This window comes from Streptomyces sp. CoH27 (assembly GCF_020181035.1).
Lineage (GTDB): Bacteria > Actinomycetota > Actinomycetes > Streptomycetales > Streptomycetaceae > Streptomyces > Streptomyces camelliae.
In genome coordinates, this window is record NZ_JAIQYY010000004.1 from 274654 (window position 1) to 292743 (window position 18090).

The 18090-nt window shown below is 72.0% G+C and carries 14 protein-coding genes; 9 read left to right on the plus strand and 5 right to left on the minus strand.

The genetic code is table 11. The features are described from left to right. Positions 1 to 56 precede the first annotated feature (56 nt). The gene (paaK, locus tag LE548_RS08320) at positions 57 to 1364 is read right to left on the minus strand and encodes a phenylacetate--CoA ligase PaaK (RefSeq protein WP_225096010.1); all 1308 of its coding nucleotides are present in this window, start codon (positions 1362 to 1364) and stop codon (positions 57 to 59) included. A 177-nt stretch (positions 1365 to 1541) separates the two neighbouring features. Between paaK and LE548_RS08325 the strand changes: the two genes are divergently transcribed. After that, positions 1542 to 2408, plus strand: a complete 867-nt coding sequence (locus tag LE548_RS08325) for an alpha/beta fold hydrolase (RefSeq protein ID WP_225096011.1) — start codon at positions 1542 to 1544, stop codon at positions 2406 to 2408. Positions 2409 to 2531: 123 nt separating this feature from the next. Here LE548_RS08325 and LE548_RS08330 read toward each other — a convergent pair whose 3' ends face one another. Then, positions 2532 to 4139 (minus strand): sulfatase, encoded by a 1608-nt coding sequence (locus LE548_RS08330; protein ID WP_308030035.1) that lies wholly within the window; start codon positions 4137 to 4139, stop codon positions 2532 to 2534. Positions 4140 to 4323: 184 nt separating this feature from the next. After that, positions 4324 to 5964, minus strand: a complete 1641-nt coding sequence (locus LE548_RS08335; protein ID WP_225096013.1) for an acyl-CoA synthetase — start codon at positions 5962 to 5964, stop codon at positions 4324 to 4326. Positions 5965 to 6147: 183 nt separating this feature from the next. Here LE548_RS08335 and LE548_RS08340 point away from each other — a divergent pair, with 183 nt between their 5' ends. The 7 genes from LE548_RS08340 to LE548_RS08370 all read left to right on the plus strand — a co-directional run bounded on the left by LE548_RS08340 (position 6148) and on the right by LE548_RS08370 (position 12913). After that, positions 6148 to 6948, plus strand: a complete 801-nt coding sequence (locus LE548_RS08340; RefSeq protein WP_225096014.1) for a crotonase/enoyl-CoA hydratase family protein — start codon at positions 6148 to 6150, stop codon at positions 6946 to 6948. 22 nt (positions 6949 to 6970) lie between these two features. Beyond that, positions 6971 to 7912, plus strand: coding sequence for a Zn-ribbon domain-containing OB-fold protein (locus LE548_RS08345; protein ID WP_225096015.1), 942 nt, complete (start codon positions 6971 to 6973; stop codon positions 7910 to 7912). 186 nt (positions 7913 to 8098) lie between these two features. Further along, on the plus strand, positions 8099 to 9148 hold the full coding sequence (locus tag LE548_RS08350) for a thiolase domain-containing protein (RefSeq protein WP_225096016.1): 1050 nt from the start codon (positions 8099 to 8101) through the stop codon (positions 9146 to 9148). Beyond that, on the plus strand, positions 9145 to 10311 hold the full coding sequence (locus LE548_RS08355) for a thiolase domain-containing protein (RefSeq protein ID WP_225096017.1): 1167 nt from the start codon (positions 9145 to 9147) through the stop codon (positions 10309 to 10311). The genes LE548_RS08350 and LE548_RS08355 overlap by 4 nt, the downstream gene beginning before the upstream one ends. A gap of 104 nt (positions 10312 to 10415) precedes the next feature. Continuing rightward, positions 10416 to 10658 (plus strand): DUF397 domain-containing protein, encoded by a 243-nt coding sequence (locus tag LE548_RS08360; RefSeq protein ID WP_225096018.1) that lies wholly within the window; start codon positions 10416 to 10418, stop codon positions 10656 to 10658. 122 nt (positions 10659 to 10780) lie between these two features. After that, the gene (locus LE548_RS08365) at positions 10781 to 11683 is read left to right on the plus strand and encodes a universal stress protein (RefSeq protein WP_225096019.1); all 903 of its coding nucleotides are present in this window, start codon (positions 10781 to 10783) and stop codon (positions 11681 to 11683) included. A 732-nt stretch (positions 11684 to 12415) separates the two neighbouring features. Next, complete coding sequence (locus LE548_RS08370) at positions 12416 to 12913, plus strand: hypothetical protein (protein WP_070026621.1); 498 nt, start codon at positions 12416 to 12418, stop codon at positions 12911 to 12913. A 22-nt stretch (positions 12914 to 12935) separates the two neighbouring features. Here LE548_RS08370 and LE548_RS08375 read toward each other — a convergent pair whose 3' ends face one another. Both LE548_RS08375 and LE548_RS08380 read right to left on the minus strand, forming a co-directional pair. Then, positions 12936 to 14909 carry an N-acetylmuramoyl-L-alanine amidase gene (locus LE548_RS08375; protein WP_225096020.1) on the minus strand — a complete coding sequence of 658 codons (1974 nt, stop codon included), beginning with the start codon at positions 14907 to 14909 and terminating at the stop codon, positions 12936 to 12938. A 261-nt stretch (positions 14910 to 15170) separates the two neighbouring features. Next, positions 15171 to 16316 (minus strand): aminoglycoside phosphotransferase family protein, encoded by a 1146-nt coding sequence (locus LE548_RS08380; protein ID WP_225096021.1) that lies wholly within the window; start codon positions 16314 to 16316, stop codon positions 15171 to 15173. Positions 16317 to 16577: 261 nt separating this feature from the next. Here LE548_RS08380 and LE548_RS08385 point away from each other — a divergent pair, with 261 nt between their 5' ends. Beyond that, entirely contained in the window at positions 16578 to 18071 is a 1494-nt protein-coding gene (locus LE548_RS08385) for a hypothetical protein (protein ID WP_225096022.1), read from the plus strand. Positions 18072 to 18090 lie beyond the last annotated feature (19 nt).

Sequence of the window (18090 nt, forward strand, 5' to 3'; positions counted from 1 at the left end):
GGCTCCGGAGTACAGGTCGCCGACGGCGTTTCGAGGTACGTCGATACGATCACCTCTCACTGCCCTGCGTCCCGCGACCGCAGGTCCACGATCCGGCGGATCTTGCCCACCGACCGCTCCAGCGACTCCGGGTCCACGATCTCCACGTCGACCGAGACCCCGATGCCGTCCTTCACGGCCACGACGATGGAGCGGGCCGCCGCCTCACGCGCCTCGGGCGGTGCGTCCGGGCGGGCCTCGGCGCGGACGGTCAGCCGGTCCAGGCGGCCCTCCCGGGTCAGCCGGAGCTGGAAGTGGGGTGCCACCCCGGGCGTGCGGAGCACGATCTCCTCGATCTGGGTCGGGAACAGGTTCACCCCGCGCAGGATCACCATGTCGTCGCTGCGCCCGGTGACCTTCTCCATCCGCCGGAACACCCGGGCCGTGCCGGGCAGCAGCCGGGTCAGATCCCGGGTCCGGTAGCGGACGATCGGCGTGGCCTCCTTGGTCAGCGAGGTGAACACCAGCTCACCCCGCTCGCCGTCCGGCAGCACCTCGCCCGTGATCGGATCGACCACCTCCGGATAGAAGTGGTCCTCCCACACGGTCAGCCCGTCCTTGGTCTCCACGCACTCCTGCGCCACACCGGGACCGATCACCTCGGACAGTCCGTAGATGTCGACGGCGTCGATCGCGAACCGTTCCTCGATCTCGGACCGCATCTGCTCGGTCCAGGGCTCGGCACCGAAGACACCGACCCGCAGCGAGGTGGTGCGCGGGTCCACGCCCTGTCGTTCGAACTCGTCCAGGAGCGTGAGCATGTACGAGGGGGTCACCATGATCACGGCCGGTTTCAGATCCCGGATCAGCTGCACCTGCCGCGCCGTCATGCCGCCGGAGGCCGGGACGACCGTACAGCCCAGGCGCTCGGCACCGTAGTGAGCGCCCAGGCCACCGGTGAACAGCCCATAGCCGTAGGCGACATGCACGATGTCACCAGGCCGCGCGCCCGCCGCCCGGAGCGAGCGCGCCACCATGTCGGCCCACATGGACAGGTCGTTGTCCGTGTAGCCGACCACCGTGGGCAGGCCCGTGGTGCCGCTGGAGGCGTGCAGCCGGCGGATCCGCTCCCGGGGCACCGCGAACATGCCGTACGGGTAGTGCTCCCTCAGATCGGCCTTGGTCGTGAACGGGAAGCGGGCGAGGTCCGCCAGTGAGCGGCAGTCCTCGGGGCGGACGCCGGCCTTGTCGAAGGAGTCGCGGTAGAACGGCACGTGCGCGTAGGCGTGCCGCAGCGAGGCGCGCAGCCGCTCCAGCTGAAGTGCCCGCAGCTCATCGGGCCCGAGCCGTTCGCCCGCGTCGAGCAGCTCCGTCGCATCCACCATCGACACGCCTCCCTCGCCGACCGTACATTCCGGACGACCGATCATTCGGTCGATCTGTTCGGGGCCAGTAATTCAGGCCATCGGCCGTCAGGCAAGAGGGCTGCGCGGATTTTCCGTACGGCCGTCTCGCTTCAAAGGCGTTGCGCCCCGCCACCCCGGACCGAAAGGATCACACCCATGCCGACCTTCACCGCACCCGACGGCACCCCGCTCGCCTACCACCTGCGGGGCGAGGGCGATCCCCTGGTCGTCCTGCCCGGCGGCCCCATGCGCGCCTCGGCCTATCTCGGGGACCTCGGCGGGCTGACCGCGTACCGCCGCCTGGCCCTGCTGGACCTGCGCGGCACCGGCGACTCCGCACTGCCGGCGGACCCGGCGACGTACCGCTGCGACCGGATGGTCGAGGATGTGGAGGCGTGGCGTGCGCACCTGGGCCTGGAACACATGGATCTGCTCGCCCACTCGGCCGGCGCGGCCCTGGCCACGCTCTACGCGGCCCGCTACCCGCAGCGGATACGCCGCCTGCTGCTGATCACCGGCAACCCCTTCGTCCTGGGCCTGCGGACGACCCCCGAGGACCGGCTGGCCGCGGCCCGGCCGCGCGCGGCCGAACCCTGGTTCACGGAGGCCTTCCCGGCCTTCCGGGCCTGGCTGGCGGGCGAGGCGGACTTCGACGACGCATTCGTACCGTTCTTCTACGGCCGCTGGGACGCCGCCGCCCGGAAGCACGCGGAGGCCGAGCCGGCGCAGACCAACGACGAGGCGGCCGACCGTTACTTCGGCGACGGGGCCTTCACTCCCGACGCGACCCGGACCGCTCTCGCCGCCCTGACCGCACCGGTCCTGGTGTACGCCGGCGAAGTCGACGGCGGCCCTCGTCCCGGCCTCGCTCGGCGTGCCGCCGAGGCCTTCCCGAAGGCCGAGTTCACCGTCCAGCCCGGCGCCGGCCACTTCCCCTGGCTGGACGATCCGGAGTGGTTCGCCGACCGCGTCCTCGCGTTCCTCGACGGAGCCGCGGCCACGGCTCTGCCCCCGGCGGAGTAGGCGGCCGGGTCCCGGCCCGCCCGGCCGGCGTGCCGGCCTGGGCACCGCGCAGCCGCAGATCGTCAAGGCCGATGGCATGACCCTCCGGGCCGATGACGACCAGCGGGCGCCGTCGGGGTCCTGTCACCGGCCCGGCTGTGGCCCGTACGCCGTCAGGAAACGGTCGCGGAAGGCGTCCATCGGCCAGAGGGGGGCGTCCGGGGCGGGTTTCAGGCCCTCCGTCCAGCCCCAGCCGGAGATCCGGTCCAGCACCGTGGGGTCGTGGGCCACGATGGTGACCGGCACGTCCTTGCGGGGGCTGTTCGCGGTGACCGTCGGCACGGGCTGGTGGTCGCCGAGGAACACCAGGACCGTGTTCCTGTCGCCGTAGCGCTGGAGGAATCCGACGAGGCTGTGCAGCGAGTACTCGATGGAGGCGCGGTATTCGGCGCGCACGCTCTCCGGGCTCTTCCACACCTCTTCCTGGGACTTGCCCTCGCGCCTGATCTGCTGGAAGACCGAGCCGTCGCCCAGCTTCGCCCAGTCGGTCATGCGCGGCACGGGCGCCCAGGGGTAGTGGCTGGAGGTGAGGATGATCTCCGCCATCAGCGGGCCCCGGCCCGCCTTGCCGAACTCCTCGCGCCGGAAGGTCTCCAGGGTGAACTGGTCCGGCACCTGTGACCAGCCGAAGTCCGGGCCGTGGTAGCCGAGATGATGGCCGTCGTAGATGTGGTCCAGGCCGAAGAACCGGCCCTCCGGCCAGGCCACCAGCACGCCCGGCACCACGCCGACCGAGCGCCAGGCACCGGTTCTGCGGAAGGAACCGGTGAGGGTGGTGCGGTCGCTGGAGGTGAGGCTGCGGAACCGCTGCTGGTTGCTGATCCACAGGCCGGACAGGAAGGTCGAGTGGGCGAGCCAGCTGCCGCCGCCCGTCACCGGCGAGCGCAGCCAGCCACTGCGCGCCTGGAACCCGGCCGCCTTCAGGCTCGCCGTGCTCTCCTTGAGCACCGCGTCGATCCGCGGGGCCATCGCCGGGTCCTCGATCGCCGAACGGCCGTAGCTCTCGACGAAGGTGAACAGCACGTCCTTGCCGCGCAGACCGGTGAGCAGCCGGTCGGCGGGGGTGTGAGCGAAGGCGTCGACGGCGGCCTGGCGGCGGAAGATCCGGGCGTCCGCGAGCGAGGCGCGGACCTGGTGGGCGCGGTCGCCGAGCAGGTCGGCGTCGAGCGTGGCGGCCACGGGCTGCCCGGCGCTGTGCAGGCCGAGCACGACGCAGGTGACCCAGGCGGTGCCCAGCGCCAGGGTGCCGCGGACCGAGCGGGCGCGGTGCCGGGCCATCAGCGTGGTCAGCCGGACGGTGGCGCCCGTGGTCAGGACGAGGACCGCGACCGCGAGCAGCACGGCGCCGGCGATGGTGGCCAGCTCACCCGTCCGGCCGGACGTCTCCCGCAGATAGTCCGCCGCGCTGCCCAGCAGGCCCCAGTCCAGGACCAGGTCGAAGGGGCGGTACAGCACCGAATAGAAGCCCAGGTCCAGGCACTTGAGGAGGACGAGCAGCCCGATCAGCACGCCGCCGGCCACCGCCCCGGCCCGCCGCATCCGGGCCGGCAGTGCGAGCAGCAGCGCGGCGAGCAGGATGCCCTCGGCCGGGAGCCGCACGAACGCCTTGGGTGTGAGGTGGTCGGGCTGGTCGGGCAGCACCAATGCGACCAGCAGGAGGGCAACCGCGAGGACGGTCGTGCCGATGGCCACCCCCCGCCCCGTCCTGGTGTGCCGACGCAGCCACGCGAGCCGTGGACGAGGCGTGGGGTGCGACACCTGGGGGTCCTTCCGTGCGGGGCCGTACGACCGAACGCCACCGTCAGTGATGAAGTGACGTCGATCGCGCACACAGAGTAATCCTCCGGTGTTGTTGAGACGGCGGGACACCCCGGATCTACGGCCGGTCCGCCGCCACCGCCACCTCCCGCGCCCACCGGTAGTCGGCCTTGCCGCTCGGGGAGCGCTGGATGGACTCCGTGATCACCAGCTGGCGGGGGACCTTGTAGCCGGCCAGCCGGGTACGGCAGTGGGTCTGGATGTCGGCCAGGGAGGGCTGGGACGCTCCCTCGCGCAGCTGCACCACGGCCGCCACATGGTTGCCCCACGTCGCGTCCGGTACTCCGGCGACGAGCGCGTCGTACACGTCCGGATGCGCCTTGAGCGCCTGCTCGACCTCCTCGGGATAGACCTTCTCGCCCCCGGTGTTGATGCACTGCGAACCCCGGCCGAGCACGGTGACCACGCCGTCCTCGTCGACCGTCGCCATGTCGCCGAGCAGCACCCAGCGCTGTCCGTCCTGCTCGAAGAAGGTCTCGGCGGTCTTGCGCGGGTCGTTGTAGTAGCCGAGCGGCACATGGCCGCACTGGGCGACCCGGCCGACCTCGCCCACCGCGACCGGCTCGTGTGTCGCCGGATCCACCACCTGCGTACGGGAGTTGACCCGGATGCGAAAGCCCCGCTCGGGCCCGGAGTCCTCGGTCGCCGTGCCGTTGAAGCCGGACTCGGAGGAGCCGAAGTTGTTCAGGAGCATCGCGTTCGGGACCAGCTCCCGGAACTGCCGGCGCACCGTCTCCGACATGATCGCGCCGGAGGAGGAGACGCTGAACAGGGTCGAGCAGTCCGTGCCCTTCAGCGGTCCGCCGAGCGCGTCGATCAGCGGGCGGAGCATCGCGTCGCCGACCAGCGACATGCTGGTGACCTTCTCCTTCTCGATGGTCCGCAGCACCTCCTCCGGCACGAACTTACGGTGCAGGACGACGCGTTGGCCGAAGTTGAAGCCGATGAACGCGGTGAGCGTCGAGGTGCCGTGCATCAGCGGGGGAGTGGGGAAGAAAGTGATCCCGGTGCCGCCGGCCGCGACTCGTTCGGCCAGTTCCTCCGGCGTCTTCACCGGCTCCCCGGTCGGTGCCCCACCGCCCAGCCCCGCGAAGAACAGGTCTTCCTGACGCCACATCACCCCTTTGGGCATACCCGTCGTGCCACCGGTGTAGATGATGAACTGGTCGTCCCCGGAACGCGCCGGGAAACCCCGCTCGGGCGACCCGGCCGCCTCCGCGTCCGCGAACGGCACCGCCCCCGGCACCCCGGCCGCACCCGCCCCCGGCACCTCTGCCGCCCCCGCCCCCACGCACAGCAGATGCCGCAGCCCCGGTGCCCGCGGCAGCGCCCCCGCCACCCGGTCCGCGAACTCCGCGTCGAAGACCAGCGTGACCAGATCGGCGTCCCGATAGAGGTATACCAACTCCTCTTCGACATAACGGTAGTTGACGTTGACCGGGACGACCCGTGCCTTCAGGCAGGCCAGCACCGTCTGGAGGTATTCGACGCCGTTGTACAGGTGGAGGCCCAGGTGCTCCCCGGGGCGGATCCCGCTGTCGATCAGGTGGTGGGCGACGCGGTTGGCGGCCGCGTCCAGCTCCGCGTAGGTCAGACGGCGTTCCGCGCCGGTGCCGGGACGGTCGAGGTACACGAGCGCCTCGCGGTCCGCGGCCACGTCGACGACCGACTCGAACAGATCGGCAAGGTTGTACTCCACCGCTCCTCCTGACCCCGGCAGTCCCGGCGAAGAAAGGTGATCGCTTCGCCGGTCATCAGAGCAAAGGGCGCCGCAACTGTGAAGGGGCCGCACCAAACAAATCTGACTGACTGTCAGAAAACTCTTGAAGTGCCTCCCCGGCTACTGCAACCTGTTCTCGTTCTCACCGAGGGAGGATGGCCCATGGGCGGGACGGAACACCTCACCGTGCGGCGCGAGGGTGCCACACTGGTGCTCACACTCAACCGGCCCGACGCCAGGAACGCGCTCTCGCTTCCGATGCTCGTCGGCCTGTACGACGGCTGGCTGGAGGCCGACGCGGACGACGAGATCCGCTCGATCGTGCTCACCGGCGCGGGCGGATCCTTCTGCGCCGGCATGGACCTGAAGGCGCTCGCCGGGAACGGCATGGCGGGAGAGCACTACCGCGACCGGCTGGGGGCCGACCCCGATCTGCACTGGAAGGCGATGCTGCGCCACCACCGCCCGCGCAAACCGGTGATCGCCGCCGTCGAGGGGTACTGCGTCGCGGGCGGCACCGAGATCCTCCAGGGCACCGACATCCGGGTCGCGGGCCAGTCCGCCACCTTCGGCCTCTTCGAGGTCCGGCGCGGCCTGTTCCCGATCGGCGGCTCCACCGTGCGCCTGCAACGCCAGATCCCGCGCACCCACGCCCTGGAGATGCTGCTCACCGGACGGCCGTACACCGCCGAGGAAGCCGCCCGCATCGGCCTGATCGGCCATGTCGTCCCCGACGGCACGGCACTCGGCAAGGCTCTGGAGATCGCCGAGCGGATCAACGCCTGCGGCCCGCTCGCCGTCGAGGCCGTCAAGACGTCCGTGTACGAGACCGCCGAGCTGACGGAGGCCGACGGCCTCGCCGCCGAACTCACCCGCGGCTGGCCGGTCTTCGACACCGCCGACGCCAAGGAGGGCGCCCGCGCCTTCGCCGAGAAGCGGCCCCCCGTCTACAAGCGCGCCTGAACCGCCGAAGGAGTCCCCAAGGATGCCCGAAGTCCTCCGAGCCCCCCTCGTCGTCGAGTTCCCCTTCACCCGCTCCCTCGGCCCCGTCCAGAGCGCCTTCCTCACCGGCCTGCGCGAACGCGTCGTACTCGGCGTGCGGACCACCGACGGACGCACCCTCGTCCCGCCCGTCGAGTACGACCCCGGCACCGCCGAGGAGATCCACGACCTGGTGGAGGTCGCCCCCACGGGCACGGTCACCACCTGGGCCTGGAACCAGGCCCCGCGCCGCGGCCAGCCCCTCGGCAGCCCCTTCGCCTGGGTCCTCGTCCGGCTCGACGGCGCCGACACCGCTCTCCTGCACGCCCTCGACGCCCCCGGCCCCGACGCCGTCAGCACCGGCATGCGGGTGCGCATCCGCTGGGCCGAGGAGCGCACCGGCGCCATCACCGACATCGCCTGCTTCGAGCCGTACGACGGAGAGCCCCAGCGACCCGATGGCCACACCGGCGAGTTCGAGGACCCGCTCACCGGGATCGTCGCCCCGGCCCGCCTGGACTACATCTACTCACCCGGCCGTGCCCAGTCCGACTACATCAACGCCCTTTCCGAACGACGGACCGTCGGCGAACGCTGCCCCTCCTGCCGCAAGGTGTACGTCCCGCCCAGGGGGGCCTGTCCCACATGTGGTGTCGCCACATCCGAACGGGTCGAGGTAGGTCCCCGGGGCACGGTCACCACCTTCTGCATCGTCAACATCAAGGCCAGAAACCTGGACATCGAGGTGCCGTACGTCTACGCGCACATCGCCCTCGACGGCGCGGACCTCGCCCTGCACGCCCGTATCGGCGGCATCCCCTACGACCAGGTGCGCATGGGCCTGCGGGTCGAGCCGGTGTGGGCGGAAGGGGCTCGGTTTCCCGACCACTACCGCCCCACCGGCGAACCCGACGCTCCGTACGAGACCTACAAGGAGCTGCTTTGAATCCTCCCCCTCGCGAACGACGGGGATTCCTGGCTCACGCTGCTCGATCGCTCAGCGAACAATCCAGTCTCACGCGATCAGCGCCAGCCGGGTTGAAACCAGCCCGGTTGTATGAAGTTTTGGAAGGAACTGCCATGCGGGCTTGGCTCTCGCTCCGCAGTCAGGACTCTACAGCCTGGAGACCTCGTGACGCGTGAGATCGCAGTAATCGCCTTCGCCCAGACCGACCACCGGCGCTCCACCGAGGAATCCTCCGAGGTCGAGCTGCTCATGCCGGTGCTGCACGACGTCCTCGCGCAGACCGGCCTGAACACCGCCGACATCGGCTTCACCTGCTCCGGCTCCAGCGACTACCTCGCCGGCCGCGCCTTCTCCTTCACCCTCACCCTCGACGGCGTCGGCGCCTGGCCGCCCCTCTCCGAGTCGCACGTCGAGATGGACGGCGCCTGGGCCCTGTACGAGGCCTGGACCAAGCTGCTCACCGGCGACGCCGACACCGCGCTCGTCTACTCCTACGGCAAGTGCTCACCCGGCTCCGTACGCGACGTGCTGACCCGGCAGCTCGACCCGTACTACGTCGCCCCCCTGTGGCCCGACTCCATAGCTCTGGCCGCCCTGCAGGCACAGGCCCTCATAGACGCCGGCCACACCGACGAACCGGCGCTCGCCGCCGTCGGTGCCCGCAGCCGGGCCGATGCCGAAGCCAACCCGCACGCCCAGCTCAAGGGCCGGGTCCCCCAGGGCGACTACGCCGTACGGCCGCTGCGCACCGGCGACTGCCCACCCGTCGGCGACGGCGCCGCCGCCGTGATCCTCGCAGCGGGGGAGCGGGCCCGCCGGCTGTGCGCGCGGCCCGCCTGGATCCGCGGCATCGACCACCGCATCGAGGCCCACGGCCTCGGCGTCCGGGACCTCACCGACTCGCCCTCGGCCCGGCTCGCCGCCGAGCGGGCCGGCGCCTTCGAACGCCCCGTCGACACCGCCGAGCTGCACGCGCCGTTCACCGCCCAGGAGGTGATCCTGCGCAGGGCCCTCAGGCTCGGCGACGACGTGCGCGTCAACCCCTCCGGCGGGGCGCTGGCTGCCAACCCGCTGATGGCCGCCGGACTCGTCCGCATCGGCGAGGCCGCCGCCCGCATCCACCGCGGCGCCTCGGACCGCGCCCTCGCCCACGCCACCTCCGGCCCCTGCCTCCAGCAGAACCTGGTCGCCGTACTCGAAGGGGATGCACGATGAGCAAGGAGCCCGTGGCCGTCACCGGCATCGGCCAGACCAGGCACGTGGCCGCCCGCCGGGACGTGTCGATCGCCGGACTCGTCCGCGAGGCGGCCCGAAGGGCATTGGCCGACGCCGAGTTGACATGGGCCGACATCGACGCCGTCGTCATCGGCAAGGCGCCCGACTTCTTCGAGGGCGTCATGATGCCCGAGCTGTACCTCGCCGACGCGCTCGGCGCCGTGGGCAAACCCATGCTGCGGGTGCACACGGCCGGTTCGGTGGGCGGGTCGACCGCGCTGGTCGCCGCCAACCTGATCGCCGCCCGGGTCCACGGCACCGTACTGACCCTGGCCTTCGAGAAACAGTCCGAGTCGAACGCCATGTGGGGCCTGTCCCTGCCCATCCCCTTCCAACAGCCCCTGCTGGCCGGGGCGGGCGGCTTCTTCGCCCCGCATGTGCGCGCGTACATGCGGCGCAGCGGCGCCCCCGACACCATCGGCGCCCTCGTCGCCTACAAGGACCGCCGCAACGCCCTGAAGAACCCCTACGCCCACCTCCACGAGCACGACATCACGCTGGAAAAGGTGTTGGCCTCACCCATGTTGTGGGACCCCATCCGCTACTCCGAGACGTGCCCCTCCTCCGACGGCGCCTGCGCCATGGTCCTCACCGACCGCGCCGGAGCCGCCCGCGCGCCCCGCCCGCCCGCCTGGATGCTCGGCGGCGCCATGCGCAGCGAACCGACCCTGTTCGCCGGGAAGGACTTCGTCTCCCCGCGGGCCGGCCGGGACTGCGCCGCCGACGTCTATCGGCAGGCCGGTATCGCCGACCCGCGCCGGGACATCGACGCCGTCGAGATGTACGTGCCGTTCTCCTGGTACGAGCCCATGTGGCTGGAGAACCTCGGCTTCGCAGCGGCGGGCGAGGGCTGGAAGCTCACCGAGTCCGGCGTGACCGAACTCGACGGGGACCTGCCCGTCAACATGTCGGGCGGCGTGCTGTCCGCCAACCCCATCGGCGCCTCCGGCATGATCCGCTTCGCCGAGGCGGCGCTCCAGGTGCGCGGCCAGGCCGGGGAACACCAGGTGGACGGTGCCCGGAAGGTCCTCGGGCACGCCTACGGCGGCGGCTCGCAGTTCTTCTCCATGTGGCTCGTGGGATCCGCGCCGCCCGACGCCTGACCGACCGGGCGGCGACTGACCGAAGTCCTTCCCACGTGGCCTGTCGGCCGTCGTGACCGGTCGCTAGGCTGACCCGCGGACGACGAACCGGGAGGAGCACGGACGTGGCCGAGAGCACCATCCAGCAGCAGCCGTTCGCGGGCTGGGACAAGCCGGACCTCGACCTCAGCAACGCGGAATGGCAGTCCAGCAGCCGGGGTCTGGGCGATGTCCAGATCGCGTTTGTCGAGGGTTTCATCGCGATGCGCAACAGCGGCCGCCCGCAGAGCCCTTCGCTGATCTTCACGCCCGCCGAGTGGGGAGCCTTCGTCTCCGGCGCGCGCGAGGGGGAGTTCGACCTGACCTGAGCCGGACCGGGGGTGTTCCGGCCGGATTTCCGGACACGCGACCAGCGGCGCCGCGCTGGGGCCGGGCCTTGCGTCAGGCTGGCCCCAGCAAGGGGAAGGTCGTGTTCCGGAGGTGAGGAACGATGAGCACTGCGCCGGTCATCGCCGCGGTCGACGGTTCGGACGACAGTCTGCGCGCGCTGGACTGGGCCGTCGACGCCGCCCGGCGCCGCGCGGCACCGCTGCGGGTGGTCCACGTACGGCAGTACGCCGCCTGGGGACAGGCCGACGTGCTGGTCGCCGGGCCGCCCGACGCGGAGGGCGATCCGGTCCTGGACGAGGTGCGCGCCCGGCTCGCGGACCGCGCCGTGGCACCCGCCGTGGAGTACGTCGCCCTGGAGGGCGTACCGGGCGCCGTACTGCCCGAACTCGGCAGTGACGCCGAGCTGTTGGTCCTCGGGTCCCGTGGCCGCGGCGGTTTCGCCAGCCTGCTGCTCGGCTCCAACGGCCTCGCCGCGGCCCGGGACGCCGGGTGCCCGGTGGTCGTCGTACCCCGGCCCGGCCGGGAGGTGCACGGCGACGGGCCGGCCGAGCCCGGACCCCGGGTGGTCGTCGGCCTGCACGTCGACAGCCCCGACGACGGAACCCTCGCGTTCGCCTTCGCCGAAGCAGCCCTGCGCGCGGCCCGGGTGCAGGTGATCGCCGCGTACCCGTGGCCGGTGCAGACCTGGTCCGCGCCCGGACAGCTGATGCCGCCCGCGCTCGACCAGGACGCCGTGGAGAGCGAGACCCGCACGCTCGCCGAGGGCTTCCTCGCCCCGCACCGCGAACGGCACCCCGAGGTCCGCGCCGACACCGAGGTCCTGCCCGGCGACGCGGCCGGCCACCTCGTCGCCGCCTCCAAGGAAGCCGACCTGGTGGTGGTCGGCCGCCACCGCCGCCGCCTGCTCGCCCCGGCCCGCATGATGGGTTCGGTCACCCAGGCCGTCCTGCTCCACGCGGCCAGCCCGATCGCGGTCGTACCACCGGCACCGGCGGGGGACTGAGGCCGGCACGCCTGCCACTCCACCGCCCCGCGCGCTTCCCCACCGATCCCCAGCCGCTGAAGCCGAGGGGGTCCTGGACCGGGCAGCCGGGGGGCGGTGCGTCCGGCCGGGTTCGTGGCTCGGGCACGGGCGAGGGAGCGAAGGCGACACGTACGACGACCGTGCCGAGCGCGACAGCACCGGCGCGCAGGCTTCCCGGCCCGGTCCGTGCCGCGTGCCCGGCCGTCGGCCCGGCACCTGTCCGGCCACGTGCTCGTGGCCCACGCGCGCGTGGCCGCCGGGAACCGCCGGGCCTCGGGCCGGTTCATCCGCCGGGCGGCGCTCACCCGTGGCCACGCCGGCCCACCGGGCCGGGCGCCCGCAGCGGCGGGTTGTGCGCGGCGGCAGGCCGACGGCCACAGCGGCTCCTCATCTCACGTCTTCGCCCGCCCGGCACCTTCCCCGGGCCGCGTGGGCCGGTCGTCCCGGGCCGCAGGTGCCCGTCGTTCGCCGGGTGCGGTCCGTGATGCCCGGTCGTGTCCGCGCGGCCGATCCGCGGCGCGGATGGAGCCCGTGCCTCCCGGGCTTCTCCCGGCGCCCCGGTCCGAAGCCGCTGCCGGTCGGCCGCTTCACCGGCCCCCGCCGAGCCTTCCCCGGCGACCCCGGCCGCGCCTGTCACCCACACCGCCCCCGCACCCCCTGCTCGGGTGCCCGCAGGTCACCCCCCGAGGCGTGGGCACGTACCATGGCCGCATGTCGTTCCTCCGCCGCCGCAGCGCCACTCCTGCCGGACCCGACTTCGATGTGCTGGCCATGGATCCGGGCGACTGGCCCGGCAATCTCGGTGCGGGTCTGCTGCCCGCCCCCGACGGCACCTGCCAGGGTGTCTTCCTGCGCTACGACCTCTTCGGCGGCCGCGGGCCCGCGATGATCATCGGCAATCTCCCCGAGGGCTCCCCTGCCCGCGAGGTCGCCGAGGGCGAGATCCCCTTCGAGGTGGGTCAACTGCTGCTCGCGCTGGAGAACGACGAGGAGGTCACCGTCGTCGGCACCGAGGACACCCCCGTCCTGCAGGGCGACAACCTTCTGATCGTGCGGCGGCTGAAGCTCTCGGAGAGCCGGATCTCCTGCGTCCAGTTCGACCGCAGCGACGGCGTGCTCGTGACCATCGCCGCCTGGGACCGCCCCATCACCGACGACCTGTACGCCCTGCTGAAGCCGCTCCCGGCGGAGCTTTTCCAGCAGGGCTGAGCGATCGCCGGCGCCCAGGGCTCTAGGGGGTGTCGGCCGAGCCCTCCAGGGTGACGTCCGCGGCACGGACGAACGCGACCCGGTGGCCGTACTGGATCTCGTAGTACAGGTCCTTGCCCACCACGACCCGGTGCGAGTCTGTGGTGAAGGTGACCGAGTAGTAGTACTCGCCCGGCACCTCGTCACCGACCACGTACCGCTGCCCGGCCGGGATCGTGTACGGCAGCGGCACGACCGACTGCGCGGGGACGCCCGTCGGGTAGGCCTCCTTCTCCGGGTAGGCGCGGCCGTACACGGGAACGCTCGCCAGGCCCTCCTTCGGCGTCACCACCAGGCCCTTCGCCGCGACAGCCGTCGGCGCGGTGCGCGGGTTCTGGAACCAGGCCATCTGCCCCAGGTACCAGATGGCCGTCCAGTCGCCCCAGCGGTCCGCCACCGCGTACTGCTGGCCGGTGGAGGCCCGCGAGGACAGGTCGTTGACGTCGATTGTCGGGTCCTTGCCCCGGCCGATGTCCTTGATCAGCGGCGCGGTCACGTCGTGGTCCGCGTACAGCCGCACCTCGCTGGAGCCGTGCGCGGTGCAGGGCTGGCCCGATGCGGTGCAGCCCGTGTACGCCGGCTGGTTCGTGGCGTAGTCCGGCAGGATCGTCACCAGGCCGGACCGCTTGCCGGCGGTGCGCTTGAAGGGGTGGCCCAGCAGCTGGAAGTAGTGCCGCCAGTCCCAGTACGGGCCCGGGTCCGTGTGCATGCCGGGGATGGTCGACGTGGTCGGACCGGGCACATTGTCGTGGCCCAGGATGTGCTGCCGGTCCAGCGGGATGCCGTACGTACGGCTCAGATACTTCACCAGCCGCGCCGAGGACCGGTACATCGCCTCCGTGTACCAGGCGTCCGGGTTGGCGAGGAAACCTTCATGCTCGATGCCGACGGACTTGGCGTTGATGTACCAGTTGCCCGCGTGCCAGGCCACGTCCTTCGCCTTCACATGCTGGGCGATCAGACCGTCCGTGGAGCGGATCGTGTAGTTCCACGACACATAGGTGGGGTCCTGGATCAGATTCAGTACTCCGTCCCAGGCGCCCTCCGTGTCATGGATGACGATGTACTTGATGCTCTGCGACGCCGGCCGGTCGCCGAGGTCGTGGTTGCCGTAGTTGTTGTTCCCGAACTGGGAGTACGGCGCCCACACCGCCTCGCAGGACACCGACTTCGGGCACTCGACGCCGTCCGTGGGCAGCGTGCGCAGGCCGGCGTGGATCAGCTGGGCCGTGTCGGCGGTCAGCCGCGGCTGGGCGGCCAGCGCGACCAGCTGGCCGTCGTCCGTGGTGCGTTCCTCGCCCGTGCGCAGGACGTCGTACACGTCGTTCGCGTACGCCGCGGCCGTCGCGGTGTCGTCCGCGCCGGAGAAACGGGCCACCGCGCCGTACCAGTCGGCCGGGTCCTCGCTCAGCGGCTCGCCCAGCTGCTTCTGCGTGGCGGCGAGCAGGGCGGCGCCGCCGGTCACGTTCGCCACCGGGTCGGTGCGCAGCCGTTCGGCGGACAGGCCCGTCAGCTGCGCCGCCCTGGACAGCGTCTTCAGCCGGGCCGGGAGCACGGACTCGGCCGGCGCCTTGACGGCGGGACGCACGGCCGGGCGGATGCCGTCGCCGCGGGCGTCCTCGGTGCCTTCCGCGTAGTGCTCCGTGGTGGCGATCGCGGTCCGGGCGTCGGTCAGATGCATGGGGCCGTAGCCGCCGGTCACGCTGGGCGCGCCGCCGTGCCAGTCCCAGCGGGACTGCAGGTAGGAGACGGCCAGCAGAACGCTCTGCGGCACGTGGTACTCGGTGGCGGCGGTGGCGAACGCGCGCTGGAGCCGGCCCGCGGAGGAGTCGCCGGCGCTCTGCGCGGGGGCTGCGCCGAGCAGCGGCAGCAGCAGGGCCGCGGTGGCCAGGGGGGCGGCGGCGCGGCGGAGATGTCTGTCGGGTCTGGACGTGGGATCGGTGGCGGAACCTCGCAATGCGGCCTCCTGTGACGGGCGGGCGTGGCGGGGCGTACGGCGCCGAGCTGGGTCAGTGGTACCCGCTTGCCGACGATCCGTCAATAATGCCTTCGAATCGGCGATTTCCCACGTCACGGAGGGTTTTCGGCGAGTTTCGCCGTGATGGTGCCCGGGCCTGCGGGGCGTCACTGGCATACACCAGTGGCCGCGGACCGGCCCGGACGCACGAAGGTCCGCGATGCGCCGCCGCTCTGGCGCACCGCGGACCCGTCGTCCCCGTCAGCGAGTGCCGACCGCCGCCCGGACGGCCTTGCGGGCCATCTGGCAGTCGTCGTGCAGCCGCCGGAGCAGCAGCCGCTGTTCCTCGCCGGACGGCGCGGCACCCGGGTGGGCCGTACCCGGTGCCGCCGGGGCCACCTCGTGCATCGAACGCTGTACGGCCGTCTCGTACGTCCGGATCTCCCGGGTCAGCAGCAGCATCAGGTTCACCAGGAAGGCGTCCCGGGAGGCCGGGCCCGCCGACTGGGCGATCTGGCTGATCTGACGCCGTGCCATCGGCGCGTCTCCGAGGACCAGCCACAGCGTCGCCAGGTCGTACCCCGGCAGATACCAGCCGGCGTGATCCCAGTCCACCAGCACTGGACCGGCCGGGGACAGCAGGACGTTCGACAGCAGGGCGTCGCCGTGGTTGAACTGGAGCATGCCGTGCCGGCCCACCTCGTGGGCGATGCCGTGCAGCAGCTTCTGGAGGTCGCCGAGATCCCGGTCGGTGAGCAGGCCCAGCTCGTGGAACCGGGAGATCCGGGCGCCGTAGTCCAGCGGCATGTCGAACGTGCCGGCCGGGGGCCGCCAGGCGTTCAACCGGCAGATCGCGCCCAGCGCGGCCCGGATGTCCGGGCGCGGCGGCGCCTCCACCGGATGGCGCTGCAGCGCCGTCACCCGGCCCGGCATCCGCTCGATCACCAGAGTGCAGTTGTCCGGATCCGCTGCGATCAGCCGGGGCACACGGACCGGGGGCCGGTGCCGGACGAACGAGCGGTATGCGGCTATTTCGTGGCGGATCCGCTCCGCCCAGGCGGGCGAGTGGTCCAGCAGACACTTGGCCACGGCCGTACTGCGCCCGGTCGTCCCGACGATGAGCACGGACCGCCCGCTGCGGCGCAGCACCTGCACCGGAGCGAACTCCGGACAGATCCGGTGCACCGAGGCGATCGCGGAGCGCAGCTGCGCCCCCTGGGGACCGGACAAGTCGAGTCTCCCGCTGAGCGGTGGCGTGCCCGGCTGTCCCGGGACCCGCCGGAGCCGGCCCGCGACCGGCACGGGCCCGCCCGGACGCGCCACCGGGTCGAGGTACGGCCCGCCGCCCGCCGGGCGGGAGCGCAGCGGCCGGGGCGGGGCGGACACGGAGGACGATGCTGCGTACATGGGAGATACAGATCCCTTCGTGTGCCTGCGGTGCCTGCCTGTGCAAGTCCTTGCGCGCAACCCGGCCCGGTCGCCCAAGGGGCACCCTGGGGAATGCCTCTGTCATATTGACGGGAGACCGGGTCGGGGTGGCGCTTTCCTACCTGACACCCGATGGGCAGTGGCACACCATCTGGCGCACCCTGGCGAACCGTGGCGAATAGTCGCTCGGCAACCTCCACCGGGCTACTGTCAACTCAGCCGAGAACCTGGGGGCTTGACGTGAGCGGACAACCCAACACCCGCCTATCGGACCTGTTCGGCCTGGCCGGCTGGTCCAAGGGTGAACTCGCGAGGCTGGTCAACAAGCAGGCGGCGGCCATGGGCCACCCCCAGTTGTCGACCGACACCTCCCGGGTGCGGCGGTGGATCGACATGGGAGAGATCCCGCGCGATCCCGTGCCGCGGGTGCTGGCGGTGCTGTTCACCGAGCGTCTCGGCCGTGTCGTGACCATCGAGGACCTCGGTCTGGTGCGGCACGGGCGTAACGGGAAACGGCAGGGCGACGGGATCGAGGAACATCCCGACGGCGTGCCGTGGGCGCCCGAACGGACCGCCGCGGTCCTCACCGAATTCACGGGAATGGACCTCATGCTCAACCGACGCGGCTTGGTGGGCGCGGGTGCCGCGCTCGCCGCGGGATCCACACTCAGCAGCGCCATGTACGACTGGTTGCACACCGACCCGGCCCTGAAGGCCGACGCCCCCGTCCTCGACGATCCCCTGCACGCCGACCCCGCTGGGTTCGACCGCTATGAGGCCGCCCCCATCGGGTCGCAGGAGATCGAGGAACTGGAGCGCTCGGTCGAGGTGTTCCGCGCCTGGGACGCGGCCCGCGGCGGCGGGCTTCAGCGCAAGGCGGTCGTGGGCCAGCTCAACGAGGTGGGCGGCATGCTCGCCTACCACCACCCTCCCCATCTCCAGCGCCGCCTGTGGGGCGTCGCGGCCAACCTCGCGGTCCTCGCGGGCTGGATGTCGCACGACGTGGGCCTGGAGCCCACGGCGCAGAAGTACTTCGTCATCGCCGCCCACGCCGCCCGTGAGGGCGGTGACCGGCCCCGCGCCGGGGAGGCCCTGTCCCGGGCGGCCCGGCAGATGGTGCACCTCGGCCGGCCCGACGACGCGCTGGACCTGATGAAGCTCGCCCAGGACGGCTCCGGCGACCGCCTGCAGCCGCGCACGAAGGCGATGTTCCACACCATCGAGGCCTGGGCGCAGGCGTCGATGGGCAAGGGCCAGGCGATGCGCCGGACCCTCGGCCAGGCGGAGGACCTCTTCGTCTCCGACCGGCAGAACGAGGAGACGCCGGACTGGATGCAGACCTTCAAGGACGAGGACCTGTACGGCATGCAGGCCCTCGCCTACCGCACGCTCGCGGAGTTCGACCCGGCCGCGGCCGCGTACGCCCAGCACTACGCGGAGAAGGCGCTCGCCCTGCGCATCGACGGGCGGGAGCGCTCGAAGATCTTCGACCATCTGTCCATGGCCTCGGCCTGCTTCATCGCCGACGACCCGGAACAGGCCGACCGCTTCGCCCGGCTGGCCCTGATGTCGATGGGCTCGAACTCCTCCCGCCGCACCTGGGACCGGCTGCGCCAGATGTACCAGCTCACCGCCCAGTACGCCGAGTACCCGAAGATCCACGAGCTGCGGGAGGAGATCAGGAACGCCCTGCCCAAGCCGAGGGCCAAGGGCGGTAACAGCGCACAGGCGTGAGCCCACGGGCACAGGAGGC